This window comes from Bacillus arachidis (genome assembly GCF_030285945.1).
In the GTDB taxonomy this organism is placed as follows: Bacteria; Bacillota; Bacilli; order Bacillales; family Bacillaceae_G; genus Bacillus_A; species Bacillus_A arachidis.
Window position 1 is genome coordinate 3,250,099 of the sequence record NZ_CP127376.1, and the last position, 25,087, is coordinate 3,275,185.

General features: G+C 36.6%; 28 protein-coding genes and 3 pseudogenes. 13 read left to right on the forward strand and 18 right to left on the reverse strand.

What is annotated here, in order from left to right:
• Positions 1 to 27: 27 nt before the first annotated feature.
• The 3 genes from QRY57_RS18290 to QRY57_RS18300 all read left to right on the forward strand — a co-directional run bounded on the left by QRY57_RS18290 (position 28) and on the right by QRY57_RS18300 (position 1,034).
• Positions 28 to 651: a trimeric intracellular cation channel family protein gene (locus QRY57_RS18290; protein WP_026592635.1), complete on the forward strand. Its 624-nt coding sequence runs from the start codon at positions 28 to 30 to the stop codon at positions 649 to 651.
• Positions 652 to 749: 98 nt separating this feature from the next.
• Positions 750 to 887, forward strand: coding sequence for a hypothetical protein (locus QRY57_RS18295; protein ID WP_170833591.1), 138 nt, complete (start codon positions 750 to 752; stop codon positions 885 to 887).
• A gap of 12 nt (positions 888 to 899) precedes the next feature.
• The gene (locus QRY57_RS18300) at positions 900 to 1,034 is read left to right on the forward strand and encodes a hypothetical protein (protein WP_001051869.1); all 135 of its coding nucleotides are present in this window, start codon (positions 900 to 902) and stop codon (positions 1,032 to 1,034) included.
• 43 nt (positions 1,035 to 1,077) lie between these two features.
• Here QRY57_RS18300 and spoVK read toward each other — a convergent pair whose 3' ends face one another.
• Complete coding sequence (gene spoVK, locus QRY57_RS18305) at positions 1,078 to 2,034, reverse strand: stage V sporulation protein K (protein ID WP_286015817.1); 957 nt, start codon at positions 2,032 to 2,034, stop codon at positions 1,078 to 1,080.
• A gap of 116 nt (positions 2,035 to 2,150) precedes the next feature.
• On the opposite strand from spoVK, the gene QRY57_RS18310 reads away from it, so the two are divergent.
• The 4 genes and pseudogenes from QRY57_RS18310 to QRY57_RS27220 all read left to right on the forward strand — a co-directional run bounded on the left by QRY57_RS18310 (position 2,151) and on the right by QRY57_RS27220 (position 5,444).
• The gene (locus QRY57_RS18310) at positions 2,151 to 3,113 is read left to right on the forward strand and encodes a tyrosine-type recombinase/integrase (RefSeq protein ID WP_026592633.1); all 963 of its coding nucleotides are present in this window, start codon (positions 2,151 to 2,153) and stop codon (positions 3,111 to 3,113) included.
• A 219-nt stretch (positions 3,114 to 3,332) separates the two neighbouring features.
• Positions 3,333 to 3,668, forward strand: a pseudogene (locus tag QRY57_RS18315) (collagen-like repeat preface domain-containing protein); the annotation flags it as partial.
• A 94-nt stretch (positions 3,669 to 3,762) separates the two neighbouring features.
• Entirely contained in the window at positions 3,763 to 5,061 is a 1,299-nt protein-coding gene (locus QRY57_RS18320) for a hypothetical protein (RefSeq protein ID WP_286015818.1), read from the forward strand.
• A 35-nt stretch (positions 5,062 to 5,096) separates the two neighbouring features.
• Positions 5,097 to 5,444 (forward strand): Gly-Xaa-Xaa repeat protein, encoded by a 348-nt coding sequence (locus QRY57_RS27220; RefSeq protein WP_244525337.1) that lies wholly within the window; start codon positions 5,097 to 5,099, stop codon positions 5,442 to 5,444.
• 65 nt (positions 5,445 to 5,509) lie between these two features.
• Here the strand turns inward: QRY57_RS27220 and hfq are convergent, their stop codons facing one another.
• Positions 5,510 to 5,734 (reverse strand): RNA chaperone Hfq, encoded by a 225-nt coding sequence (hfq, locus tag QRY57_RS18330; RefSeq protein WP_000813896.1) that lies wholly within the window; start codon positions 5,732 to 5,734, stop codon positions 5,510 to 5,512.
• Between the two features lie 25 nt (positions 5,735 to 5,759).
• Positions 5,760 to 6,710, reverse strand: coding sequence for a tRNA (adenosine(37)-N6)-dimethylallyltransferase MiaA (gene miaA, locus QRY57_RS18335; protein WP_286015819.1), 951 nt, complete (start codon positions 6,708 to 6,710; stop codon positions 5,760 to 5,762).
• A 315-nt stretch (positions 6,711 to 7,025) separates the two neighbouring features.
• On the opposite strand from miaA, the gene QRY57_RS18340 reads away from it, so the two are divergent.
• Positions 7,026 to 7,262 carry a hypothetical protein gene (locus QRY57_RS18340; RefSeq protein WP_026592630.1) on the forward strand — a complete coding sequence of 79 codons (237 nt, stop codon included), beginning with the start codon at positions 7,026 to 7,028 and terminating at the stop codon, positions 7,260 to 7,262.
• A gap of 103 nt (positions 7,263 to 7,365) precedes the next feature.
• Here the strand turns inward: QRY57_RS18340 and QRY57_RS18345 are convergent, their stop codons facing one another.
• The 7 genes from QRY57_RS18345 to QRY57_RS18375 all read right to left on the reverse strand — a co-directional run bounded on the left by QRY57_RS18345 (position 7,366) and on the right by QRY57_RS18375 (position 14,944).
• Positions 7,366 to 8,292, reverse strand: a complete 927-nt coding sequence (locus QRY57_RS18345) for an SH3 domain-containing protein (RefSeq protein WP_286015820.1) — start codon at positions 8,290 to 8,292, stop codon at positions 7,366 to 7,368.
• A 373-nt stretch (positions 8,293 to 8,665) separates the two neighbouring features.
• Positions 8,666 to 10,531, reverse strand: a complete 1,866-nt coding sequence (locus QRY57_RS18350) for a PTS fructose transporter subunit IIABC (RefSeq protein ID WP_286015821.1) — start codon at positions 10,529 to 10,531, stop codon at positions 8,666 to 8,668.
• A gap of 12 nt (positions 10,532 to 10,543) precedes the next feature.
• Positions 10,544 to 11,455 carry a 1-phosphofructokinase gene (pfkB, locus tag QRY57_RS18355; RefSeq protein WP_286015822.1) on the reverse strand — a complete coding sequence of 304 codons (912 nt, stop codon included), beginning with the start codon at positions 11,453 to 11,455 and terminating at the stop codon, positions 10,544 to 10,546.
• Positions 11,452 to 12,204, reverse strand: coding sequence for a DeoR/GlpR family DNA-binding transcription regulator (locus QRY57_RS18360; RefSeq protein ID WP_286015823.1), 753 nt, complete (start codon positions 12,202 to 12,204; stop codon positions 11,452 to 11,454). The genes pfkB and QRY57_RS18360 overlap by 4 nt, the downstream gene beginning before the upstream one ends.
• Before the next feature lie 158 nt (positions 12,205 to 12,362).
• Entirely contained in the window at positions 12,363 to 13,526 is a 1,164-nt protein-coding gene (locus tag QRY57_RS18365; protein WP_286015824.1) for an iron-containing alcohol dehydrogenase, read from the reverse strand.
• A gap of 228 nt (positions 13,527 to 13,754) precedes the next feature.
• Positions 13,755 to 14,297 carry a DUF420 domain-containing protein gene (locus QRY57_RS18370; protein WP_090687014.1) on the reverse strand — a complete coding sequence of 181 codons (543 nt, stop codon included), beginning with the start codon at positions 14,295 to 14,297 and terminating at the stop codon, positions 13,755 to 13,757.
• Between the two features lie 308 nt (positions 14,298 to 14,605).
• The gene (locus QRY57_RS18375; protein ID WP_026592623.1) at positions 14,606 to 14,944 is read right to left on the reverse strand and encodes a hypothetical protein; all 339 of its coding nucleotides are present in this window, start codon (positions 14,942 to 14,944) and stop codon (positions 14,606 to 14,608) included.
• A gap of 617 nt (positions 14,945 to 15,561) precedes the next feature.
• Between QRY57_RS18375 and QRY57_RS18380 the strand changes: the two genes are divergently transcribed.
• Both QRY57_RS18380 and QRY57_RS18385 read left to right on the forward strand, forming a co-directional pair.
• Entirely contained in the window at positions 15,562 to 16,377 is an 816-nt protein-coding gene (locus tag QRY57_RS18380) for a formate/nitrite transporter family protein (RefSeq protein WP_208017164.1), read from the forward strand.
• Positions 16,378 to 16,478: 101 nt separating this feature from the next.
• Positions 16,479 to 16,751 (forward strand): HU family DNA-binding protein, encoded by a 273-nt coding sequence (locus QRY57_RS18385; RefSeq protein WP_003199316.1) that lies wholly within the window; start codon positions 16,479 to 16,481, stop codon positions 16,749 to 16,751.
• A 191-nt stretch (positions 16,752 to 16,942) separates the two neighbouring features.
• On the opposite strand, the gene QRY57_RS18390 is transcribed toward QRY57_RS18385, so the two are convergent.
• From QRY57_RS18390 to QRY57_RS18420, 8 genes and pseudogenes are all read right to left on the reverse strand, one after another.
• On the reverse strand, positions 16,943 to 17,248 hold the full coding sequence (locus QRY57_RS18390) for a metal-sensing transcriptional repressor (RefSeq protein ID WP_026590413.1): 306 nt from the start codon (positions 17,246 to 17,248) through the stop codon (positions 16,943 to 16,945).
• A 171-nt stretch (positions 17,249 to 17,419) separates the two neighbouring features.
• A complete protein-coding gene (locus QRY57_RS18395; RefSeq protein WP_286015825.1) occupies positions 17,420 to 18,241 on the reverse strand; it encodes an alpha/beta hydrolase in 822 nt (273 codons plus the stop codon).
• A gap of 17 nt (positions 18,242 to 18,258) precedes the next feature.
• A pseudogene (locus QRY57_RS18400) lies at positions 18,259 to 18,408 on the reverse strand (ABC transporter ATP-binding protein); the annotation flags it as partial.
• Positions 18,390 to 18,534: pseudogene (locus QRY57_RS27225) on the reverse strand (ATP-binding cassette domain-containing protein); the annotation flags it as partial. The pseudogenes QRY57_RS18400 and QRY57_RS27225, both read right to left, overlap by 19 nt.
• A 15-nt stretch (positions 18,535 to 18,549) precedes the next feature.
• Entirely contained in the window at positions 18,550 to 19,572 is a 1,023-nt protein-coding gene (locus tag QRY57_RS18405; RefSeq protein WP_208017162.1) for a FecCD family ABC transporter permease, read from the reverse strand.
• A complete protein-coding gene (locus tag QRY57_RS18410; RefSeq protein WP_208017161.1) occupies positions 19,565 to 20,572 on the reverse strand; it encodes a FecCD family ABC transporter permease in 1,008 nt (335 codons plus the stop codon). Before QRY57_RS18410 ends, QRY57_RS18405 begins: the two co-directional genes overlap by 8 nt.
• 22 nt (positions 20,573 to 20,594) lie before the next feature.
• Positions 20,595 to 21,563 (reverse strand): iron-hydroxamate ABC transporter substrate-binding protein, encoded by a 969-nt coding sequence (locus QRY57_RS18415; RefSeq protein WP_286015826.1) that lies wholly within the window; start codon positions 21,561 to 21,563, stop codon positions 20,595 to 20,597.
• Between the two features lie 288 nt (positions 21,564 to 21,851).
• Positions 21,852 to 22,610 carry an exodeoxyribonuclease III gene (locus tag QRY57_RS18420; RefSeq protein ID WP_286015827.1) on the reverse strand — a complete coding sequence of 253 codons (759 nt, stop codon included), beginning with the start codon at positions 22,608 to 22,610 and terminating at the stop codon, positions 21,852 to 21,854.
• A 185-nt stretch (positions 22,611 to 22,795) separates the two neighbouring features.
• Here QRY57_RS18420 and QRY57_RS18425 point away from each other — a divergent pair, with 185 nt between their 5' ends.
• Genes QRY57_RS18425 through QRY57_RS18435 form a run of 3 tightly spaced genes read left to right on the forward strand, consistent with a single transcriptional unit; the run spans position 22,796 to position 25,029 of the window.
• Positions 22,796 to 23,392 carry a bifunctional transcriptional activator/DNA repair enzyme AdaA gene (locus QRY57_RS18425; RefSeq protein WP_286015828.1) on the forward strand — a complete coding sequence of 199 codons (597 nt, stop codon included), beginning with the start codon at positions 22,796 to 22,798 and terminating at the stop codon, positions 23,390 to 23,392.
• Between the two features lies 1 nt (position 23,393).
• Entirely contained in the window at positions 23,394 to 23,915 is a 522-nt protein-coding gene (locus QRY57_RS18430) for a methylated-DNA--[protein]-cysteine S-methyltransferase (RefSeq protein WP_286015829.1), read from the forward strand.
• Between the two features lie 10 nt (positions 23,916 to 23,925).
• Complete coding sequence (locus tag QRY57_RS18435; RefSeq protein WP_286015830.1) at positions 23,926 to 25,029, forward strand: DNA-3-methyladenine glycosylase family protein; 1,104 nt, start codon at positions 23,926 to 23,928, stop codon at positions 25,027 to 25,029.
• Positions 25,030 to 25,087 lie beyond the last annotated feature (58 nt).

Here is a 25,087-nt window from a genome sequence, read left to right on the forward strand (position 1 = left end):
TCATCTAGTTAGCGAGGGAGAAAATTCATGGCATGGGAAATTTTTAGCATCATTGGCACAATTGCCTTCGCACTCAGCGGAGCTATTGTCGCAATGGAAGAAGATTACGATATTTTCGGGGTATATATTTTAGGAATGGCAACTGCTTTTGGGGGAGGCGCCCTTCGTAATTTATTAATTGGTTATCCAATCGGCGCTTTTTGGCAACAAGATATGTTATTTCAAATTGCACTCTTATCAATGACGATTATCTTTCTATTTCCAAATAAATTAATTACACACTGGAAACGTTGGGAGAACATTACAGATGCCATTGGCTTATCGGCATTCGCTGTACAAGGAGCGCTTTATGCACAAAAGCTCAACTTACCTATTAGTGCTACAATTGTTGCATCTGTATTAACAGGAATTGGTGGCGGTATCATTCGTGATTTACTAGCACGCCGTAAACCTCTTGTTCTTCGCTCCGAAGTGTATGCATTTTGGACGATTTTAGCAGGGGTTTTAATCGGTGCCAAAATCGTTGTTAGCGATTGGGCATTGTACATTTTATTCATTTTAATTGTTTGCTTCCGTATGATCTCTATTCATTACAAATGGCATTTACCACACAAACGCTTAGATAATAAGGAGCGTTCTCTTCATAAATAGCAACTTCACCCCTTTACATATCGTAAAGGGTTTTTTCTTTTCTGACGTGTTTTTCTGTCCATAGTGTCCATACTAAATTTTAAAGAGAGGTGAACATAATGACAAATCACGTAAACAAAGGAGCTCAAAAAAGCTCAGTCAACCAAATTAACTTCGATCCAAAATCAGCCCATGAAAAAAGTGAAAAAATGGAACGATATCATAGGGCATATCAACAAAAAGCTAAAGAAGAATAGAGGTGACAAGAAATGGCAAAAGGAAATAATAACCGTAATCGCGGACAAAGCAGTAGCGTTAATCCACAAGGACTTGCATCAGATGTAGCTGATACAAGTCCAAAAAGCAAACTAGAACAACGAGCAAAAACAAAAAACACAAAATAGCACCTGACGTATTACACTTACCTTCATAAAGCAAACGCACAGTTTATGAACTGTGCGTCTCTTCTTCAAGCGTTAAATCGCCACTTGATATTCCCATTAAATCATACTTATCGTATGCATCCTCTTGCAATAATCGCATCGCCTGTGTACGAATGGATTTCTCAACAATATTCCGGACATAGCGCCCATTACTAAATGATGTAATTTGTGATGAATATTTCACCGCATGTAAATGATCACGGAATTTCCACTCCGCCTCTTTTGATAACTGATATTCTCGTTCATCATACATTCTCTTACCAATTTCGAGCAACTGATTCACTGTATAATCCGCAAACTCAATAATAAATGGAAAGCGCGATTGCAAGCCGGGATTTAAAGAAAGAAAATGATTCATCTCTCTTGAATATCCCGCTAGAATCAAAACAAATCCATGTTGCTTATCTTCCATATGTTTGACAAGCGTATCAATCGCTTCTTTTCCAAAGTCTTTCTCTCCACCACGCGCAAGCGAGTACGCTTCATCAATGAACAATATTCCACCCATGGCTTTTTTAATTAAATCTCTTGTTTTTTGTGCTGTATGCCCAATATACTCTCCAACAAGATCCGCACGTTCCGCTTCGACTAAATGCCCTTTTGATAAAATGTTCATCTCAAATAATAATTTCCCAATCATTCTTGCAACAGTTGTTTTCCCCGTTCCCGGATTCCCTTTAAACAACATATGAAGCACTTGTTTTTCTGACTTCAAGCCGATTTCTTGCCTTTTTTTATTCACATAAATCCATGCATAAATTTCTTTTATTATTTTTTTTATATCTTCCATCCCAACAAGCTTACCCATTTCCTCATCAATCCGCTGTAGCATCTCATGCTGCGTAGACGTTTCACTTGAAATTACCATTTTTTTTTCTGAAGCAGGTACTGAAATTTTTTTCCGGTGATTTAACACGATATTAATTTGATTATTATTTTTTTTTCGCATCGATTGTTCCATACAATCACCTCTTTTTATCGACTCACCAAATAATATTATTAATATTTCCACTCCCCCAATAAATAACTATTTTCAGAAAAATTTGCTATAATATAAGAAAAAAGGGTGGTGGGAATATGGAAACAAAGGAACTTCATGATACAGTACAAGCTTTTTCTGCCTTTTTATTAAATAAAGGTCGAAAACCTTCAACCATTAAACGTTATGTCTATGATATTGAAGATTTCGGTCATTGGTTAGGAAAAAATAAAAAACTTCCCTCTAGTAATATATGGGCTACACTTTGTACAAAAGACTACGAAGATTATTTTTCCGACTTAAAACAGAAACGAAATTACTCTGAAAAAACAATGCACCGTGTATTTATTGTCTTAAATAGACTATATCAGTTTTTAAACCTCCCAAACCCATTAAAGGATATGGAACTCATCATCCAACCGAATCGCGCGTTACGTGATGAAGATTTCATTTCAAAAGAAGACGAAAAACGTTTAAAACATACCCTCACTTCATTAGAAGGGTTATCAGAGAAGCAACGCCCTGTCCGACCCTTATTAATGGATCGTAATATTTCTATCGTTAACTTACTCATTGACTACGGCTTATCCCTCCAAGAATTGGTGTCATTAAATATGCATCACGTTCATTTTGAAACGAATACAATTTCTATTCCAGCTGTAGCAGGTATTGAAAGAACCATTAATTTAACTCACGATGACAAACAACAACTATATAACTATTATAAAAAAATCCCTGAACCAGTTCGCCCAAAATACCATAGTGATGATCCCCTATTTGTGGCATTCGATTTCAATCGCAACACATATCGGTGGGTGTACGAAAACGATGCACCAAAAGCACTAACAGAAATAGCAGTCCAAAAAATGATTCGCCTTGAGGTAGCTAGGGCAAATTTACGCAAAGGAATTTCCAGCCAGCATTTTCGAAACACCTTTATTTTACGATTAATTGAACAACACATCCCAGAACAAGAAATAATGAAACGCATTGGTTTTAAATCAAAAATTTCCTTAAAAAGGTATTATCAATATGTAAGACAAAAAGAAAACGCCTCATAAATAGGCGTTTTTGCTATTTTTTATATAAACAGCCCGTTTTCCTATTCCTTTTTATACCCAACTCGCATCTACTATGATAGGTTTTTACCACCTTACTTAGAAAGGAGCATTTTAATGTCTTACTTTAATGAGAATCCGAAAAAAGTTTCAAAACCTTATTTTCCAACACAACCTCGTCGTACCCCAGCAGTCCATTATACTCCTATCCCCGAACTATACATGAAACTTTTTTCTGATACCTTAAGTGGCTTAACTGATATTATTCCAACTGTATTTTCTAACCCAACACCATCTAACATAACAGAACTTATGAACCTATTAGAAATAATAAATGGGTTCCTAAAACGCTTAAACTTATCACTTGCGCAACGAGAAACTGGCATTGCAATTGTCGAAAATTTAATTACGATTTTGGATAATCAACCATTTGTAGCAAATGCAACATATATTGAATTACAAAACTTACTAAACTTTTTACTGTACATTACTAAATTATTTAGAGTCAACCGTCTTGCACTGAAAGGACTCCTTGGACGAATCGAAGAATTACAAATTACCTTACTACAAATTGCATCAATTAGAATGACGGGACCTCAAGGAGAGCAAGGACGTCGGGGCGAACAAGGACCTCAAGGCGAGAAAGGTTATCATGGCGAGCAAGGACCTCAAGGCGAGAAAGGTTATCAGGGTGAGCAAGGGCCTCAAGGTGAGCAAGGGCCTCAGGGCGAACAAGGGCCTCAGGGCGAACAAGGGCCTCGGGGCGAACAAGGGCTTCAAGGAGAGCAAGGGCCTCAGGGTGAGCAAGGGCCTCAGGGTGAGCAAGGGCCTCAGGGCGAACAAGGGCCTCAGGGTGAGCAAGGGCCTCGGGGCGAGCAAGGGCTTCAAGGAGAGCAAGGGCCTCAGGGTGAGCAAGGGCCTCAGGGTGAGCAAGGGCTTCAGGGCGAACAAGGGCCTCGGGGCGAGCAAGGGCCTCAAGGCGAGCAAGGGCCTCAAGGCGAACAAGGACCTCAAGGTGCGCAAGGACCTCAGGGTGAGCAAGGGCTTCGAGGCGAACAAGGACCTCAGGGCGAGCAAGGGCCTCAAGGCGAACAAGGACCTCAAGGTGAGCAAGGACCTCAGGGCGAACAAGGACCTCAGGGCGAACAAGGACCTCAAGGTGAGCAAGGGCCTCAAGGCGAACAAGGACTTCAAGGCGAGCAAGGGCCTCAAGGCGAGCAAGGACCTCAAGGCGAACAAGGGCCTCAAGGCGAACAAGGACCTCAAGGTGAGCAAGGACCTCAGGGTGAGCAAGGGCTTCAAGGCGAGCAAGGGCCTCAAGGCGAACAAGGACCCCAAGGCGAACAAGGACCTCAAGGTGAGCAAGGACCTCAGGGCGAACAAGGGCCTCAAGGCGAACAAGGACTTCAAGGCGAGCAAGGGCCTCAAGGCGAACAAGGGCCTCAAGGCGAACAAGGACCTCAAGGTGAGCAAGGGCCTCAAGGCGAACAAGGACCTCAAGGTGCGCAAGGACCTCAGGGTGAGCAAGGGCTTCAAGGCGAACAAGGGCCTCAAGGCGAACAAGGACCTCAAGGCGAGCAAGGGCCTCAGGGTGAGCAAGGACCTCAAGGCGAGCAAGGGCCTCAGGGTGAGCAAGGGCTTCAAGGCGAGCAAGGGCCTCAAGGCGAGCAAGGGCCTCAAGGCGAGCAAGGACCTCGGGGCGAGCAAGGACTTCAAGGCAAACAAGGTATTCAAGGCGAACAAGGGCCTCAGGGTGAACAAGGGCCTCAGGGTGAGCAAGGGCCTCGGGGTGAGCAAGGACCTCAAGGCGAGCAAGGGCCTCAGGGTGAACAAGGGCCTCGGGGTGAGCAAGGACTTCAGGGCGAACAAGGACCTCAGGGTGAGCAAGGCATTCAAGGAGAGCAAGGACTTCAGGGCGAACGAGGGCCTCAAGGGTTTAACTTTCCAGTAACTACAGCTGTACTAAAAAATACACTTCCACAAATTATAGAACCCAACCAAAACATACAGTTTAACCTTACATCAAACATAAATAACATACATTTCAATACAACAGATACAATCACAATTCTTGAAGATGGTGTTTATATCATTGACTTTTCAGCTTCAACATTATTTTCAGGATCAGCTCCTTTTGGCTTTGGCATTTCCATTAATGGCAACATACCTTCAGATAACTTTTCAGCAAACGCAATTGGAAGTTCCATTACATTTTTAACAATTGAAACTTTAAAAGCCAAAACTACGATTACTATCCAATCTACTACTAATACAATTACCATTCCTGAGACAGGTGACACTACTGTCATCCTCTCTATCTTCCGTATTTATTAAAGGATTTCTAAAATATATAAATAAAAAAGAGCGAATTTCTCGCTCTTTTTACTATGTACATTTTTCTACTCTAATTCAATTGAAACGTTTTTTTGTGGAACAAATGTAGAAATAGCATGTTTATAAATAAGCTGTTGCTTACCTTCTGTTTCCAATAAAACTGTAAAGTTATCAAAACCTTTAATCAGTCCACGAAGCTGGAAACCATTTAATAAGTACAGCGTCACAAACGTATTTTCTTTACGGAGTTGATTTAAAAACTGATCTTGAATATTGATTGATTGCTTCATGTCGAATCCTCCTCTTTTTCTCTACTTACTTATTATTCGACTTTAGTTGCAGCTTTCCTTCTATGTACCGTAAAATTTCTGTTGTTTTTTCACCGTCGGTCACATCAAACCATGTAACATCCATTTTATTACGGAACCATGTTAGTTGACGTTTTGCATAGCGACGTGAATTTGTTTTTAATTGCATTATTGCTTCTTCTAGCGAAACATGCCCTTCGAAATAATTATATAATTCTTTATAACCAATCGCCTGAATAGATTGGCAGTCTCGAACTCCGTTTTCATACAAAGCATTTACCTCTTGTACCAACCCTTGTTCCACCATAAGATCAACACGTAAGTTGATGCGATCATATAACATTTCACGATTCATAGTCAAGCCAATTAATGAAACATCATATAACAACTCATTTTCTTGTTTTTCAAGTTGATCACTCATCTTCTGCCCTGTCGTATGAAAAATCTCTAGAGCACGAATGACACGTCTTACATTATTCGCATGAATACGATTCGCACTTTCTGGATCTACCTCTTGCAGTTTCTTATGTATATATTCTACACCATTTTCTATCGCTAATTTCTCCAGTTTCTCTCGATATACAAGGTCTCCAGCTTCATCTGTAAACTGATAGTCATATAAAACTGATTGTATATAAAGACCGGTACCACCAACAATAATGGGTAGTTTTCCACGTTTCGTAATTTCTCGAATATGCCCTCTAACAAGCTCTTGAAATTCCGCCACAGAAAATGAATCTTCTGGATTTCTAATATCGATCATGTAATGCGGAATTCCTTCCATTTCTTCTGTTGTTACTTTAGCTGTCCCGATATCCATCTTACGATAAATTTGCATCGAGTCTCCACTAATGATTTCACCATTTAACGCTTTTGCAAGATCAATGCTTAATTTTGTCTTTCCTACCGCAGTTGGTCCGATGATAACAGCAACTTTTTCGCGCTGCATTTCTCCCATATACTTCAACTCTCTTTATGTAATCTTATCCATCTGATCATTATACCCAATCTTACCAATTTTAATAGTCATAATGCAAGTTCTTTCAATACGGTAAATGAAATTCAAAAAATAGGCACGATACAGTATTAACCAACAGGACCATCTGCTTCCCCTACTGATTATTACTCCTAATAAATAGAAAAATTTTCCCTCCCTTCTCTTTGAACCTTATGGTTAGGGTGTTACTACCCAAATAGCGAGATAAAATTGACATAGTTTGTCCAATGGTACATATACATGATAAAAAATAGGATTGGAGAGGATACAATGCAAATCGGACAAGCTACCATTAATTTCTCAACATTAACGGAAGAACTCATTTTGGCAACAGCAGTAAAAGAAAAAAACTGCTCACAAGAAGAATTATATTTCGCTTTAAATTGTTTACTACGTTCCTTTCATACATTATCCAACAATCAAACTTTAGATGAACCAACTAAACAATATGCACAAACTCAATTTTGCAGTGCCTATAAGATTATTACAGGCCGAACTGTGTATCCATTTTAATAATTTTAAACTCACAAAAATAGCTGTTAGGAAATTCCTAACAGCCTCAAAGACCAGCACTCAATATTTGAAAACTGGATTTATCTTTTTATCAACAATAGCATTATTTTAAAATTTTCACTTTTACAGTTTTACGTCCCCATTTGTCGGCAGCTGAATCAGAGCCAACTAGAACGTCGATACGGTTACCTTTAATCGCACCGCCAGTGTCACCAGCGATTGCTTCTCCATATCCTTCTACCCATACTTTTGATCCTAGCGGAATTACTTTCGGGTCAACAGCGATCATCTTCATGTTTGGATTCGCTGTTAGGTCATGACCCATTGCAGTTAATACTCGACCACCATATGTGCCGCCATTTTCGCTCGGATGAGCTGTATATGCTGACGCTACAACTGTTAGTTCACGACCACCAGAAGGAGCGTTTGTTTCTGCTGCTTTCACTTGAGTAGCAGGTTTTGCTTGTGCTACTGGTGCCTTTGCCTCTGCTTTTGCAGGCACTTCTACTTTTGCCTCTGCTTTTGCAGGTGCTGTAACTTTTGCAGGCGCTTCTGCTTTTGCAGGTACTGGCGTTTCTTGTTTTTCAATAACAGGTGCTGTACCTGTTAAGAAAGGAACATGAACGTAAGCCGTTTTCCCATTATATTCGAATTGTAACCACCCATTTTGTACTTGGTTCGTTGTTTCAATCATATCGTCTTTCTTCAGTGTACCAAGAATTTCTGAGTTTGTGCTCGCTTCAGCACGTACGTTTAATACATTTGCTGTTACGTAGTAGATGCTTTTTGTAAATTCTGCGCTTACGAATACGTCTTTACCGTCTAATTTGATTTTTGACCATCCGTTTTCTGTATTTGTAACATCTAATTTATGACCATTTAATAATTTCCCTACAACTTGTGATTCAGTAGTTGGGTTCTCGCGTACATTTAATACCTCTGTTGTTACAACAGTTTCTGCTTGTGCAGAAGTAGTGAAAATCCCAAGACCAAAAAACGCTGCCGCTGCTATACCAATTAATTTTTTCATGAATAGCCTCCATTTGCTTTGTTTTTGTGTCCTCATTATAGCAACAGTTTTTTAAGAGATTTAGGATATCACATAATTACAAACGATTCGTAATCAATCATTAATGCTTTGTAATATAAAATAGAATGAAAGAATGCTGTATTCTATATGTATTTTCAAGAGTTTCAATCGTTTTTTCTCTTTCAAAAGGTCATATTTTTTTGCAATAAAAGTAATAATGTTACCCTCTTGTTACAAAAAACATCGAAACATTACAACTTTTAGTTACATTATGTCTTTTTACGTAATACATCTGTTGTATTTTACATATATAACCGAATCTAAAACTCCAAAAGGACAGCTACCTAGTAGAGTAACTGTCCTTTTGGAGTTTTTATGAAATTTTCTTTTTCCATATCCCTAGCATCAAAGCTGATACTACAGAGCCTATTAATATAGAAAGAATATATAGAACTGGTTTATTTACTAATAAAATGACGAATATTCCACCGTGCGGGGCTGGCAATGTAATTCCAAATAGCATCGATAATGCACCAGCAAGACTTGACCCAACAACACAACTTACAATTACACGGATTGGATCAGCTGCTGCAAACGGGATCGCCCCTTCCGTAATAAATGACGCTCCCATAATATAGTTTGTAAGACCTGATTTGCGTTCTGCTTCTGTAAATTTTGTTTTAAAAAATGTCGTTGCAAAAGCAATTGCAAGCGGAGGTACCATTCCACCAGCCATAACAGCTGAATGCACACCAAAATTCCCAGCTTCAATTGCAGCAATTCCAAATGTAAATGCTGCTTTATTAATAGGGCCACCCATGTCCACAGCCATCATCCCACCTAAAATGAGACCTAATACTATAGCATTTGCACCACCTAAACTATTTAACCAACTCGTTAACGTCTCATTTAAAGCAACAACAGGAGGATTTACAACTTTCAACATTAATACCCCTGTAAGTAACAAACCAAGTACAGGATATAACAAAACAGGTTTAATTCCTTCTAATTGAGCTGGCAAACCTGCTAATACTTTCTTTAATCCAAGTACAATATAACCAGCTAAGAAACCAGCAATTAATCCACCTAAAAATCCTGCATTTGCTTGTGCTGCCAAAAAACCACCGACAAGACCAGGCATAAATCCTGGACGATCAGCAATAGAACTTGCGATAAATCCAGCTAACACCGGAACAAGAAATGCGAACGCTCCCATCTTTCCTCCACCGATTGTCATGAGAGTCTCTGCAATTGGACCTTCCGCTTGAATTCCTCCGAAAGCAAAAGCAAGTGCAATTAAGATTCCGCCTCCAACTACAAACGGTAACATATTACTCACACCGCTCATCAAATGCTTATATATGCCCAATCCATTTTCTTTTTCTCCACTATCTACTTCTCTACTTTCTTTTCCACCTTTAAAAATTGGAGCATCTTGATTTACCGCTCGATTAATTAACTGCTCTGATTTCCGAATACCATCTGCAACCGGGACTTGAATAACATGCTTTCCAGCAAAGCGATTCATTTCTACTTGCTTATCTGCCGCAACAATAATAGCTGTTGCACGTTCAATATCTTCCTTCGTTAACCCATTTTTCACGCCAGTAGAACCGTTTGTTTCGACTTTAATCGCAATTCCTAACTCCGCTGCTTTCGCCTTTAGACTATCTGCGGCCATATATGTGTGAGCAATACCAGTCGGACAAGCTGTTACCGCTAATATATATGGTTCATTTCCTTCGGGCTTTATTACTTCACTAAGTTCATCTTCTTGTTCGTTTGCATTTTCTTTTTCATCGAACAAGTGCAGAAGCTCCTCTTCACTTTTTGCTTCTAACAATTGTTTACGGAACTCCTCATCCATTAATAGCGTAGATAAGCGTGATAGCGTTTCTAAATGTGTATTGTTCGCTCCTTCACTAGCCGCAATCATAAAGAATAAATGAGCTGGTTGTCCATCAAGCGATTCATAATTGACACCGCTTACACTACGCCCAAAACAAATAGCTGGTTGTTTGACCGCTTTTGTTTTTGCATGCGGAATAGCAATCCCTTCACCAATCCCCGTTGTACTTTGCATTTCACGCTTTAAAATAGCCTCTTTAAATTCAGCTTGGCTATTTAATCTTCCTGCCTTTTCTAATTTCTCTACTAATTCATCGATGACAGCTTCTTTTTCTGAAGCTGTCAAATCCATGATAACGGTATCCCTTTTTAAAAGTTCTGTAATTTTCATACTCTGTTCCCCCTATCGCTTTGTAATCATTACTTGCGATAATAACTCTTCTACTTTATCTTTCGTACATAAATCAGCCGAAAAAGCTGTTGCACTCCCTGTTGCGACACCATAACGAAATGCTTCCTCAACATCTTTCGTTTTTTCATATATCCCCACAAAACCCGCAACAAGAGAATCTCCTGCTCCAACAGAATTGATAACTGTTCCTTTTGGCACAGTTGCCTCATATACTCCTTCACTTGTAAATAACAAAGCCCCATCTCCTGCCATAGAGACAATTACGTTCTGTACACCTTGCTCAATTAACTTTCTGCCATATGGAATAATTTCTTCTACAGTTGAAAGCGCTTCTCCAAATAATTCTCCAAGCTCATGATGATTCGGCTTTATTAAAAACGGCTTATTTCGAATCACATACCGAAGCACATTTCCACTCGCATCAACTATGACGTTAATGTGACGTTCTGCTCCAAAAGCAGCAATTGTTTCATAAAATGTTTTAGAAATCGACGCTGGAATGCTACCAGCTAATACAAGATGATCACCAGCCTGCATATTTTCAATGTTGTTCATCAACTGCCCGAGCTGTTTATCCGTAATAATAGGTCCTTGACCATTCAATTCCGTTTCTTCCTGTCCCTTTATTTTCACATTAATACGTGAATCGCCATCTACATGAACAAAATTCGTTTTAACACCTTCATTTTCCAAAACACCTTCAATAAATTGGCCGGTGAATCCACCTATAAACCCAAGTGCTGTATTATCTATTCCAAGCCGATGAAGCACACGGGATACATTAATCCCTTTCCCACCAGGAAATTTCATATCTTTTTCTGCTCGATTAACAGTCCCCAGCATGAAATTCTCTGCTTGAACAACATAATCAATCGATGGATTTAAAGTAACTGTATAAATCATCGTTTATCAACCTCAATTACGTTTGTTTTTCGTTTATATTCTTCCTGTTCTTCTTCTAATGCATTTGTAATAATTGTTGCCTCTTCAACACTTGCAATTTTCGCAAATGCAACTTCTGCGAATTTACTTTCATCTATTAAAAAATAACCTTCATTTGCTAATGTTAACGCCATTTTTTTCAGCGATGCTTCTTCAGGATCCGGTGTTGTATATCCAAGCTGTTCATGCACACCATTCGCTCCTAGGAAACACTTATCAAATCGATATTGCCCCATACTTTCCTGTGCCATTGCACCAATTAAGGCCTTTGTTCGACTCTTCATCATCCCGCCAAGCAAGTAAGCACGAATATTATTTTCAACTAGTGCTTCAATATGCATAAGGCCATTTGTAACAACCGTAACTTCTTTATCTGTTAAATATGGAATCATTTCAAACGTTGTACTTCCTGCATCTAAATAAATACAATCACCTTTTGCTACAAAAGACGCAGCATATTTAGCAATTTGCTTTTTTATTTGACTGTTTTTGGCTGATTTTTCAACCATCGTAGGCTCTTCACCTTTTCCAGTTAATACAGCAGCTCCGCCATGCACTCTTTTCAATAAACGCCCTTTTTCTAATTGCGCTAAATCACGACGAATTGTTGATTCTGAACTTTCGGTTTGTTCCACTAACTGTTGTAATTTCACTACTTTTTTCTCTCTTACAAGCTGTAAAATTAGCTGATGACGTTCAGGAGTTAACATATCACTCACCTCTTCTTTAATTACAGTATAATGAAATCGGATTCAAAAATCAATCAAAAACATTCAATAACAACCAAAATAAATCACAATTCATTCAAACTCAATCAAAAAAACCTTCTCGATATCTATCAAGAAGGTTTTCAAATCAGATTTACCTTTTAGAGCGAGGCCTTATAAATCGCTACTACATCTTCTTTATTTAATTTTTTAAAATGACCGAATTCACCATACACCATCGCTTTTTCAGCCATTACATTTATCTTCTCTTCTCCAATTTCATAGTCAGCTAAACGAGATGGTGCTTCAATAGATGTCCAGAAGTTGCGTAGCGCTTCGATACCTTCTAACGCAATTTCCTTATCTGCTTTCCCTTCGGTCTCTACGTTAAACACACGCACCGCAAATTGTTTAAAGCGATCTACATTTTCATCTAAAACATGCTTCATCCAATTTGGGAATAAAATCGCTAAACCACCGCCATGTGGAATATCATACACAGCTGAAACAGCATGCTCAATATTATGCGTTGCCCAATCACCTCGGACACCCATTGCTAAAATGCCATTTAGCGCCATTGTCCCGCAGTATAAAATTGTTTCTCGATGTTCATAGTTTTCTAAATCATCTAAAAGTTTTGGTGCTGTTTTAATGACTGTTTTTAAAATAGATTCACAATAGCGGTCTTGTAATTCTGTATTTGAGCCTTGATGAAAATATTGTTCTAATACATGTGACATAATATCAACCATACCATAAATCGTTTGATTTCTTGGTACAGAAGCTGTATGCGCTGGATCTAAAATAGAGAACTGCGGGAATGTAACAGGACTGCCCCACCCATACTTTTCATTCGTTTCCCAGTTTGTAATAACAGAACCTGCGTTCATTTCAGAACCTGTCGCTGCAAGAGTTAGTACTGTACCAAAAGGTAAAGCTTCATTTGCAAATGCTTTTTTTGTCACAATGTCCCATACATCACCATCATATTTACTACCTGCGGCGATTGCTTTCGTACAATCGATGACACTTCCACCACCGACAGCTAAAATAAATTCAATATCGTTTTCTTTACAGATTTGAATTCCCTTGTTTACAGTAGATAAACGTGGGTTCGGTTCAACACCTGTTAACTCAAAAATTTCCGCATCAATTTCTTTTAAGATAGAGATTATATTATCATATATACCATTTCGTTTTATACTACCCCCGCCGTATACGAGAAGAACCTTTTTTCCATACTGAGGAATCTCTGTTTTTAATTGCTCTAATTGCCCTTGGCCAAAAATAAGCTTTGTCGGATTACGAAATACGAAGTTTTGCATACTTTCCCATCCTTCCAATATAAAAATCAATATACTTTTGTATAACATATTTTGTTCGTTTCACAAAAATATTTGCTTCATAAAGTAAAACTTTCATCAGTGAAAGTTGACTCTCACTACTCAAACTTTTCCTCACCTCTCTTCTTTACCTCTCTTTAAATCTTAAGTTGCGGTATACAAGGCCTATAAATGAAATAAAAACATCCCAGCCAAAAGGCTGAGATGTTTTTATTGGTAATACGGTGAAATCATTAAGTAAACAATAACACCAGAAAGGCTTACGTATAACCAAATCGGCATCGTCCAACGTACAATCTTACGATGGCGAGTCAATTGGTTTGTAAAACCATATACAAGCGAGAACAACGCAAGTGGTACAATAATTGCTGCAAGGAAAATATGCGTAATTAAAATAAAGAAATACACATATTTAATAATACCTTCTCCACCAAAATGCGTTGCTGGTGCTAAGTAATGATACGATAAATATGAAACACAAAATAGCAACGTTGTTATAAATGCCGCGAGAATAAAACCACGGTGCATCTTCACATTTTTCTTAATAATAGAAAACAATGCTGCCAATAAAAACACAAATGTAAAGCTATTAAAGATTGCATTTAACATCGGCAAAATTGTTACATCAAAATGTACTTCTCCTTTGTAGCCAACAGGTCCAAAAAACAAAAATAAAATAATCGCATTGACAATTACAGAAAGCGTTATCACAATAGGAGCATAGCTTTTCTGATTTGTTGATTGATTCACCAAATTGTTCACTCCTCTTCTTCTACATATGTATAATTAACCTCACTATTTTAACATATTATTCATAGTGTAAATGTGACAATACTTTGACACAGTAATATGAAACAAAAAAATCCTCCTTAACTATATTTCTTAAGAAGGATTTTATCGGTTTATTATTGAAATAGCAATTCGTTTAGTTTTTGTTAAAAAACGTGTCACTATATGCTTGAAAAATCTCTAATACTTGATATCCCATTAAAGAAATTGCTGTTAATGAAAAGAAACCAATCATAAGAAAACGAAACCACATATTATTCTCCTCCTTGTATTTAGCTTATAAACACTACAGTACAAGTCGGATAGCAATCTCCTTCTTCAGCTTCTTTTTTCTTCACAATAGCTGTTATAAATCGAATCATAAAGAATGTGATAAAAGGAAGTTCCGTCTGTTTTATATTGGCATAGTTGAGCAATGGTTCCCGCTCTAAATCGGACGGAGATGAAAAGGAATAGAACATACCTTGCTCTTCCATATACACAATTACAATTTTTAAACAAAATACAATCCCAAGAAACGAAACAATATCTTGCCAATCTGTTGTATACAAAACATTATAAAGATCCAATACGTACTCTTCCATCATCATCCCTCCTTCCTTTTTTACCATTTTCCTCGCCCGTGTATAAAAAGTCAAGAAAAATATTCTATATGCACTATGCCAATAGTGGTTACATATTTTCTACTTATACTTCTTGTTCTTGTAGTATCTGAACAATTAAAAAAAGTACCACTTTTTGTAGTAACTGATATCTTACTAATACACTATTTTGTTTATTAGAGCATCCTCTTTTCAAAAAGACTTGAAGAAATTAAACAACAATAAATTGTATAGGTTTGTATACTCATCACATATAACTATTAAAACTATCATTTTCACATAATATACCAATTAACTGTTTACCATGAATTGACAAAAATATTCAAATTATGTAACATATTTTTATTGGTATGATTGCAATGTATGTACTTTTTATTTACATGTCATTTTTGATCAAAGTTTTTACAGAATAACTCTAAGTAATTTTTACTTCTACTTACCAACATTATCATTTTTGGTGTTTTTGTGTTCATTCAAAAAAAATTCATCAGTATGTTCTGAGAAGAGAAAACGCTTAATCGAGGGATTTTACTCATTTCTCCGGACTTATCAATTTAACCATCAATGAGACTGAAAAACCCATTAATGGAAATGGATTAATGTATTGAAATATGGAGGGGTTAGTCATGTCTGTCTATGCACCACAAGAAATTACTGAATTGGCCGCAAATTCAGGTCAAAAAAAGGCACTTTTACCGCTACTACCTATGTTGATTCTAGGATTTTTTGGCGGCGCCTTCATCGCACTAGGTTATTTACTTGATATTCACGTCATTGGAACAATGCCAAAATCTTGGGGATCCCTTACTAGTTTTCTAGGAGCTGCTGTTTTCCCTATCGGCCTAATCTTAGTTATCCTTGCCGGTGGTGAACTAGTGACTGGTAATATGATGACCGTAACAATTGCTTGGTTTTCAAAAAGAATATCTTTCTCTAAAGTATTGAAAAATTTAACAATTGTTACGATTAGTAATTTCATTGGTGCTGTATTTGTAGCTTATTTTTTCGGTCACATTGTCGGATTAACAGAAGGACAATTTTTAGCAAAAACTGTATCTATCGCACAAGCAAAACTACATGATACACCATTACAGGCATTTATCTCTGCTATTGGGTGTAATTGGCTCGTTTGTTTAGCCGTTTGGCTCAGTATAGGAAGCAAAGAATTCACTGGAAAAGTGATTGGTATTTGGTTTCCCGTTATGACTTTCGTTGCAATCGGTTTTCAACATGTGGTTGCTAATATGTTCGTTATACCAGCCGCCATCTTTGCAGGGCATTTAACTTGGATGGAATACTTACCAAATTTCATTGTCGTCTTCTTTGGAAACCTAGTTGGTGGTATGCTGTTCGTAGCACTTCCTTACTTCTTAGCCTATAACAAACAAGTGCAGTCAAAAAGTGAAACAACGGAATTAAAGAAAAAATCTATAACTGCTTAACAAAAAGAATTTAATAGAAAACCTGTAGTACACTTGTTCTCTTCTCTTTTATACGTTATAATAACAACTTAAATAGCATTATTTACATATGAGGTGAAAATATGAACAAAACAGAATTAATTAAAAATGTAGCACAAACAGCTGAAATTTCTCAAAAAGAAGCTACTGTAGTTGTGCAATCTGTAGTAGAATCAATCACTAACACTTTAGCTGCTGGTGAAAAAGTGCAACTTATCGGATTCGGTACATTTGAAGTTCGTGAAAGAGCTGCTCGTACAGGTCGTAACCCACAAACAGGTGAAGAAATGCAAATCGCAGCTTCAAAAGTACCTGCATTTAAAGCTGGTAAAGAATTAAAAGAAGCAGTAAAATAATAAAAAAAGCCTTCTCGTTTATGAGAAGGTTTTTTTTATGTTTAAATTGTTATATTCTTCGTTTATACTCTCTATTTGATAAAATTAACCCGGCTACAAAAAGCTTGTTTAGTATATTGATTCTTCAAATTCTCAAATTCATATCGATCAAAAAATAAAAAACAAGCTAGATCCAATACCAGCTTGTTCTATCATGCTTTTGAAAATCGTTCAAAAACTTTCATTAACTCTTCAATTGCTTCGTCTCCATTACCATCTTTAATAGCATTAGAAACACAATGATTTGTATGATTTTTTAGAATACCCATGCCAACCTTCTTCATTGCTGCATTAATAGCTGAAATCTGTACTAAAATATCAACACAATAACGATCATTCTCAATCATATTTTGGATACCACGTACTTGCCCTTCAATTCTCTTTAACCGATTCATAATTTGTTCTTTTTCTTTATCCGATCTATGAGTAGTAGCTGCCTCATTTTCATTATGATTCATTTGATCACCTTCTTAAAGTTTCTATCGTATTAACAAATAGATTTCTATAACAATCCCATTCGATTTCAATCTATATGTAATAACATCTAATCGGAGTATAACACTTATAGCGTAAAATATACATACAGACTAACCAAATCAAATTTTCAAGCGATTCATTAAAAACAATGATCAGAGTATATTACTCACAAATCTCAGCGCTTTACTTAAAGCGGTTGGCACTACCGATGCATGATTCTCTCCCTCGGCTTCATGAAATACGAATCGAAATTTATTATGTTGCAAATTCAGTAAACGCTCTGATAATGCATTAGCATCTCGAACCATATGATCTCTTTCTAATGCTCCTACTGTAAGAAAGACTCCTACTTCCGTGCTTGCTCTTTTTAATTTGTTTATAAATTCCGCTTCCCTTTCAAGAACAGATTGGTTATTCCACCAAATAGATGGACTACTGATGAAATAATTTTGAAAGGCATTTGTATTTGTAAACAATACATGTAAAGCAAATAGTCCACCGAGTGAATGTCCAAATATTGTTTGTCTTTCTCTATCAATCTCAAAATACTTTTCAATTTGCGGCTTCAATTCATCTTGAATGAATTCTAAAAATTCATTCCCCCCTCCTGATTTAGGCCATGGTTTCCCATCAGGTTTCGGTGGTGCATCTACTGAAGGTGAAGAAGGAGTAAAATCGTAGCATCTTTCAGAGACTGCAAAACTTCCTTCTATCGGATAACCAATGCCAACAATAATCGATGGTGCAACTCCAGTTTTTTCAGCTCTTACTGATTGAATCTTAATAGCCTCTTGGAACGTTTGGAAAAATGCATTACCATCTAATACGTAAATAACAGGGTATCCGGCGGCAGGAGCTGGTTGCTTCGGCTTTGAAATATAAATTTGATATTCACGAGTCCCTGTTTTCGAATCCATCTTCCATTGCTCTGTATTTGAAATAGTAACGTCTTTTTTTTCAATACTAGTATTCATGTGATTCCCCCCTTTGATCATTTTAACTCGTTATATATTTCGGCATTTTCTTCTTGGAACACGCTATCATAACCGAAACATACAGGAGCTCCATTATATGGTTCTATCATAACGCGTACATCAATTTGAAATACATTTTTTAACACTTCGTTTGTAATAATGTCGACTTCCCAAAACCATTCGGACCAATAATTGTAGTGAATTTTCGTGATTTGTATTTCTACATTCAAATCACGAAAAACTGTGAATTTCCCATAGCTTATTTCTAGGTTTTCAGCGCTTAGAACATTCACTTTCTATCACTCCTCTTACGCCTTTGATTTGTATAACAGATATAGGAAATATGGTACACCAATAATTGAAATTACAATCCCAACCGGTAACTCAGCTGGTGTGAAAACCGTTTTCGCAATAAAGTCTGAAGCAATCACGAGTAGCATTCCAATTGCACCACATACAGGAATTACATGATTATGATGAATGCCGACCAGACGCTTCGCAATATGTGGTGCCATTAGACCAATAAATCCAATGCTCCCTGACACAGAAACACAAGCACTCACTAATCCAATACTGCTTAATAATAAAATCGATTTTTCTCTTTCTACTGAAACTCCTAAACTTGTTATAATCGTCTCTTCCAATTGAAATAAGTCAAGCAAATACGCTTTTCTTTTGATAATTGGAATTAAGATAATGAGCCATGGCAACACAGCAATAATATACTTCCAGTTTGCATTATATATACTTCCCGAAACCCACACAGTAGCCATTTCAAAGTCAGTTGCTTTCATTTTCAATGATAAATACATAGAAAATGCTCCGAAACCCGAACCTATTGCAATTCCTGTTAACAACAGACGCTGGGAATCTAACTTTCCATTTCTCCAAGAAAACATATAGATGAATATAGCGGCTCCTAAACCACCAACTAAACCAAACAAAGGCATCATCATAATCGAGATCCAATCTGTACTTTTTACTTGTCCTTGAAAGAAAAACATAAAGATAACTATCGCCGTTCCTGCCCCTGCATTAACCCCTAAAATACCTGGATCTGCCAGGCCATTTCGTGTAATACCTTGCAAAACAGCACCAGCAATTCCCAGACCTAATCCTACTAATCCCGCAATTATAATTCTAGGAAGTCTAAAATCAAATATAACTAAATCGTGTTCCGGAGCTGGATTAATTCGTAATAATGTACGAATTACATCTGTAATCGCAATATCAAATGTTCCATTCGTTAAACTAATATAAATTGCGCTCAAAATAAAAAAAATAATAATGCTCATTGTTATGATATAACGCTGAGTTGAACCTCTAAGCATGTTTCTCTCCTCCCCTCTTTCTAATTAAATAAAGGAAGAAAGGAATTCCGATTAGGGAGGTAACGACTCCAATTGGTGTTTCGAATGGATAATTGACAAACCTACTAATTACATCACATACAGCTAAAAAGATCCCGCCTATTACACCAGCACATGGAATTACCCATCTATAGTCCATTCCAATTAAAAAGCGGGTAATATGAGGAATAATTAATCCAACAAAACCAATTCTCCCAACTAAAGCAACCGCAGTGCCTGTTAAAAACACAACTGAAAGAATTGCTACTGCTTTTATAAGTTTTGTCCGTTGTCCTAAATTGATAGAAACCTCTTCACCTAATGAAAGAATTGTAATGGACTTTGAAATAAAAAGTGCCATAATAATCCCAGCAATCCCAAAAGGAATAGCTAATTTTAGTATATTAGGATCAATTTGATGCAATTTTGCATTATACCAAGAGCTAATATTTTGAGACACCTGAAAATAAGACGCAATTGCTACTGAAATACTACTTAAAAAGGTTCCAATTACAGTTCCTATAATCGCTAATCGAACTGGAGATAATCCATTTCGAAGCAATGAGCCAAAACCATAAACCATTCCAGCTCCCAATGCTGATCCAAACATAGAACATAAAATCATATTTATCGAAGACATCCCGGGAAGAAATACCATGCAAAGTGTAATAACAAAAACCGATCCATCTGTCACTCCCATTATAGAAGGGGATGCAAGATAGTTTCTTGTCATCCCCTGCATAAGTGCTCCTGATATGGCTAAAAATACTCCTACTAATAAGGCTCCCACAACCCTTGGTAAACGGGAAGTAACAATAATATTATGATTTACATTTCCTGAATCAAAATGGAACAATGCATTCCAAGCTGTTGTAAAATCAATACTCTTCGCTCCATATAAAATAGATAATAAGATTGTTAATACAATCAATATGGGAGCTAAACATAAAATAATCATTGGTACTGAATTTATTTTCCGCATATTATTCAACGCACCTTACTAGTTAATTAGCTAAATTTTTCTCCGCAGCTTTTAAGAAAGCTGTTTTACTCCAAGCAGTACCACCTTGTGCCATTGGATCAACAGAATTTACAAATACTTTTTTATCTTTTACGGCTGTAATACTTTGCCAAATCGGGTTACTTTGTAAATCCTCTAACGCTTTTGGATTATCTTTATTTTCGCTTCCTTCAAATTGTAAGAAGATATAATCTGGATTGATTTCAGCGAATTTTTCTAAAGAAATCGCTTCTTGTGCTTTTACAGATTTAATTTGTTCTGGAACAGTTAATCCCAAATCTTTATAAATAACGGGATTGAAGTATACGCCTTCCGGATAAAGATATAGGCTACCAGCTCTCAGCCTTACTACAAGAACTTTTTTATCTTTTAATTTATCCCCTATTTTTTCTTTAGCTTTTGTAGCATCTACTTTATAATCCTTAATAATTTTTTCTGCTTTATCTTTTTTACCTGATAACTCTCCCATTAGCTTTAAGTTTTCTTCCCAATTTGTAGAAATATGTGATACTGGGAATGTTGGGGCTACCTTCGCGAATTTCTCAGTTGCCTCTGGTGGGAATTTTGAACTAGATGTAATTACATCTGGTTTTAATTGAAGTAATGTTTCAAAATTGGGTTGCATTTTCTCACCAACAGATTTTGCACCCTCTAAATCTTTTGCTAAATACTCAGGTAACTTTCCACCTACTGTAATTGCCCCTACTGGCTTAATACCAAGTACCGCTGCATCTTCCATTGATTCTAAGCTAGCAGTTACAATATTCTTTACTTTTGCAGGTACTGTATATTCTTTACCTAAATATGTAATCTTTTGCTTCTCATCTTTCTTCGTTTCAGCTGCTTTTGATGCTTGCTTTTGTTCTCCTGAACTCTTATCTGCACCGTTACAGGCTGCAAGACCTACGCTTAATACTGTAACCATTCCTAACGTAAATAATTTCTTGTTCATACTAATAAATCCCCTCTCTTAATTTATTTTATTTAAATATAATATTTTAATAATTATTTTTATATTAATCTCTGTATTTCCCATAAAACCATCTATTCAATATCAAAGCTCATTTATTTCACTTCCCCTAATAACATATTATTTACCACTCAACTAATCGATAACGATTATCGTTATCGATTATATAGTTATAAACAAATTATTTCAAGAATGATTTGAAAAATTTTAACAAAATAAATAAAAAGTCGTGTCTATCCTTCATCCAAGATAGACACGACCTCTCTTTTTCTAAAATTCCATATTCAATTCCACAGGACAATGATCTGATCCTATTACTTCGGTATTAATTTTCGCTTCAACAATTTGACTTTTTAATCTTTCAGAGACAACGAAATAATCTAAACGCCAACCAATGTTTTTTGTTCTTGCATTCATACGATAAGACCACCATGAATATGTCCCTTCTTGATTAGGGTATAAGTAACGATATGTATCGATAAATCCCTCATCAAGAATCCGGGTAAACTTTTCTCTTTCTTGATCTGAAAATCCAGGGTTTTTCCGATTTGTTTTTGGATTTTTCAAATCAATTTCTTTATGTGCTACATTCAAATCGCCACAAAAAATAACTGGTTTCTTTTGATCTAAGCGCTTAATATATGATAAGAAAGCATCCTCCCATTTCATTCGATAATCTAAACGTTCCAATCCCCGTTTGGCATTTGGCGTATAGAGCGTTAGCATATAAAAATCTTCAAATTCTAATGTAATTAATCTTCCTTCTTGGTCATGCTCTTCAATCCCTAAGCCATATGTAACAGAAAGCGGTTCTTTTTTTGTAAAAATAGCAGTTCCTGAATATCCCTTTTTCATAGCATAGTTCCAATACACGTGATATCCTTCAGGATTTAAATCAACTTGTCCACTCTGCAATTTAATCTCTTGTAGACAAAAAATATCTGCATCTACTTCTTCTAAGTATTCTATAAAACCACCTTTTGCAATAACTGCTCGTAAACCATTTACATTCCACGAAAGAAATTTCACTTTTTGTTCCTCCTCTTGCTGCTTTCGCATGCTATCATACTTGTTCTATGTTTTTATTTTCTGCTTACATGCTAACACAAACGAAAGAGACTATCATTTTTTCATCTTTGTAATCTTGCTCTTACATTCTTAAATGCGTACATGTGTACTTTTTTCAGGATATACTAATTTCGGAGGTGATTCCTATGCAAAATGAAAGATTACAATTAGAAACAAGCGTAAACAATTTGACGGATGAACGTTGGCAAGCAATTGTACACAACGATTCTTCTTATGATAACAAGTTTCTTTATGCTGTCAAAACGACAGGGATTTTTTGCCGACCATCATGCAAATCTAGAATACCAAATAAAAACAATGTACGAATTTTTCTCAATGCACAGCAAGCATTATCCGAAAAATTCCGTCCATGTAAACGCTGTAGGCCAAATGGAATGAAGTTACCGGATGAAGATTGGGTGACACAAATTATAGATTACATTAATAAAAATTATCATGAACCATTAACCCTCGACATACTAGCAGATATGTGTCACGGCAGTCCCTATCATTTACAGCGTACTTTTAAGCGAATCAAAGGTATTAGCCCATTAGAATATATACAACAAATAAGGATTTCCGAAGCTATGCAGTATCTTACAAATACAAATCAAACCATGATAGAAATAAGTTTTGCTGTGGGTATACCCAATACTGCACATTTTGCAACATTATTTAAAAAGAAAACGGGGTATACCCCTACTGAATTTCGAAACATTAATCATATAAACGAGGTAAAATAACATGGCATCTAAAACCAAACAAACTATACATTGGACGTTATTTATTCATGAAAACTGGCATATGTATATTGCCGCAACATCAACTGGACTATGCTTTGTAGGGTCTCAGCATCAAACTTTGGAAGAGTTAACAACTTGGACGAAAAAACAGTTTCCGAAACATACTCTCGTTCAAGACACCTTAAAGCTACAACCATATATCCAAGAACTAACAGAGTACCTAGACAAAAAACGTGAAGTATTTACATGTCCTATTGATATTCACGGAACACCTTTCCAATTAGCTGTTTGGAATACATTACGTGAAATCCCTTATGGAAAAACCTATTCCTACTCAGATATTGCAGAGCTTATTCAAAAGCCAAAATCAGTACGCGCTGTAGGCACCGCAATTGGAGCCAATCCTTTACTTATTACAATCCCTTGCCATCGTGTGATTGGAAAGAATGGGAAACTATCTGGCTTTAGAGGTGGATTAGCAATGAAAAAAGAATTGTTAACCTTAGAAAAAATATTATTGTAGGTGGTTGAAAATGAAGAATGTTACAATTCCCCTTGAATGGGATGCCCCTTATTTTATAGGCAACGAAACAATAAAAAACTACTGTTTCCCTTGGTGCGAACAAAAACCGTCCCCAAGAAACAATCGCAAATTTAAATTTAGAAAAGAAGCTGAACAAACTGGTTATCTGCCTTGTAGAAATTGTTGTCCTGGGCTTCCATATAGAGCATGGCAAGACGATGAGGAAAGCATAACAGTAATTGTTCCAAAAGAATTTAGCTTTGAACAAAATTTACACTATCTTTCACGCTCCAAAAATGAATGTATGTTTCACATTGAAAATAACAAAATTTATAGAGTTGTTCCGATTGAGGGAGAAAACCCGTTAATCGAAATAAGTGTAAATGATGAGGGAAACATCCATGTTCGCTTTTTAGGCGATGGGATACCACCTGAAAAATGGGTTCGTGCTGCAGTGGCGAGGTATGTAAGAGAATGGTTTGATTTAGATACAGATTTAATCCCATTTTATGATTTAGCAGAAAATGATGTACTTCTGTCTAAACCAATTAACGAATATTATGGACTTCGTAATATGGGAATTCCTGATTTATTTGAGGCACTCTGCTGGGGGATTCTTGGTCAACAAATCAATCTTGGGTTTGCCTATACATTAAAAAGACGCTTTGTTGAATCCTTCGGCGAATATATCGAATGGGATGGACGTAAATATTGGATATTTCCAACACAAGAGGTTATCGCCAACCTAGCAGTAGAAGATCTAACAGAATTAAAAATAACCCTCAGAAAATGTGAATATCTTATTGGTGTCGCAAAACTCATGACACAAGGTTCCCTAAGTAAAGAATTGTTCATAAAAAGCGACCTAAAAAATGCTGAGAGAACATTACTCAACATACGTGGTATTGGACCATGGACAGCAAATTATGTTTTAATGCGTTGTCTAAGATTCCCGTCTGCTTTTCCAATTGATGATGTCGGCCTACAAAATGTGATTAAACTTTTAACAGAATCAGATGAAAAACCAACAAAAGACGAAATAAAAGAGTATGCTTCAGCATGGAAAAATTGGGAATCCTATGCAACCTTTTATTTATGGCGAGTCCTGTATTAAATTTTTCAGCACAACAATAGATAGGTTCATATTATAAATGAAATTTATTCTTATTTAT

What these genes read in the sequence shown, in the direction of transcription:
- QRY57_RS18415 (WP_286015826.1), bottom strand. Translation starts at nt 21,563, where the DNA reads ATGAACAAGAAATTATTTACGTTAGGAATGGTTACAGTATTAAGCGTA.
- QRY57_RS18390 (WP_026590413.1), bottom strand. Translation starts at nt 17,248, where the DNA reads ATGAATCATAATGAAAATGAGGCAGCTACTACTCATAGATCGGATAAA.
- QRY57_RS18365 (WP_286015824.1), bottom strand. Translation starts at nt 13,526, where the DNA reads ATGCAAAACTTCGTATTTCGTAATCCGACAAAGCTTATTTTTGGCCAA.
- QRY57_RS18350 (WP_286015821.1), bottom strand. Translation starts at nt 10,531, where the DNA reads ATGAAAATTACAGAACTTTTAAAAAGGGATACCGTTATCATGGATTTG.
- QRY57_RS18290 (WP_026592635.1), top strand. Translation starts at nt 28, where the DNA reads ATGGCATGGGAAATTTTTAGCATCATTGGCACAATTGCCTTCGCACTC.
- QRY57_RS18395 (WP_286015825.1), bottom strand. Translation starts at nt 18,241, where the DNA reads ATGAATACTAGTATTGAAAAAAAAGACGTTACTATTTCAAATACAGAG.
- spoVK (WP_286015817.1), bottom strand. Translation starts at nt 2,034, where the DNA reads ATGGAACAATCGATGCGAAAAAAAAATAATAATCAAATTAATATCGTG.
- QRY57_RS18405 (WP_208017162.1), bottom strand. Translation starts at nt 19,572, where the DNA reads ATGCTTAGAGGTTCAACTCAGCGTTATATCATAACAATGAGCATTATT.
- miaA (WP_286015819.1), bottom strand. Translation starts at nt 6,710, where the DNA reads ATGGGAGAAATGCAGCGCGAAAAAGTTGCTGTTATCATCGGACCAACT.
- QRY57_RS18375 (WP_026592623.1), bottom strand. Translation starts at nt 14,944, where the DNA reads ATGGTAAAAAAGGAAGGAGGGATGATGATGGAAGAGTACGTATTGGAT.
- QRY57_RS18425 (WP_286015828.1), top strand. Translation starts at nt 22,796, where the DNA reads ATGCAAAATGAAAGATTACAATTAGAAACAAGCGTAAACAATTTGACG.
- QRY57_RS18310 (WP_026592633.1), top strand. Translation starts at nt 2,151, where the DNA reads ATGGAAACAAAGGAACTTCATGATACAGTACAAGCTTTTTCTGCCTTT.
- QRY57_RS18380 (WP_208017164.1), top strand. Translation starts at nt 15,562, where the DNA reads ATGTCTGTCTATGCACCACAAGAAATTACTGAATTGGCCGCAAATTCA.
- QRY57_RS18410 (WP_208017161.1), bottom strand. Translation starts at nt 20,572, where the DNA reads ATGCGGAAAATAAATTCAGTACCAATGATTATTTTATGTTTAGCTCCC.
- QRY57_RS18320 (WP_286015818.1), top strand. Translation starts at nt 3,763, where the DNA reads ATGGCGAGCAAGGACCTCAAGGCGAGAAAGGTTATCAGGGTGAGCAAG.
- pfkB (WP_286015822.1), bottom strand. Translation starts at nt 11,455, where the DNA reads ATGATTTATACAGTTACTTTAAATCCATCGATTGATTATGTTGTTCAA.
- QRY57_RS18360 (WP_286015823.1), bottom strand. Translation starts at nt 12,204, where the DNA reads ATGTTAACTCCTGAACGTCATCAGCTAATTTTACAGCTTGTAAGAGAG.
- QRY57_RS18385 (WP_003199316.1), top strand. Translation starts at nt 16,479, where the DNA reads ATGAACAAAACAGAATTAATTAAAAATGTAGCACAAACAGCTGAAATT.
- QRY57_RS18300 (WP_001051869.1), top strand. Translation starts at nt 900, where the DNA reads ATGGCAAAAGGAAATAATAACCGTAATCGCGGACAAAGCAGTAGCGTT.
- hfq (WP_000813896.1), bottom strand. Translation starts at nt 5,734, where the DNA reads ATGAAGCAATCAATCAATATTCAAGATCAGTTTTTAAATCAACTCCGT.
- QRY57_RS18345 (WP_286015820.1), bottom strand. Translation starts at nt 8,292, where the DNA reads ATGAAAAAATTAATTGGTATAGCAGCGGCAGCGTTTTTTGGTCTTGGG.
- QRY57_RS18295 (WP_170833591.1), top strand. Translation starts at nt 750, where the DNA reads ATGACAAATCACGTAAACAAAGGAGCTCAAAAAAGCTCAGTCAACCAA.
- QRY57_RS18435 (WP_286015830.1), top strand. Translation starts at nt 23,926, where the DNA reads ATGAAGAATGTTACAATTCCCCTTGAATGGGATGCCCCTTATTTTATA.
- QRY57_RS18430 (WP_286015829.1), top strand. Translation starts at nt 23,394, where the DNA reads ATGGCATCTAAAACCAAACAAACTATACATTGGACGTTATTTATTCAT.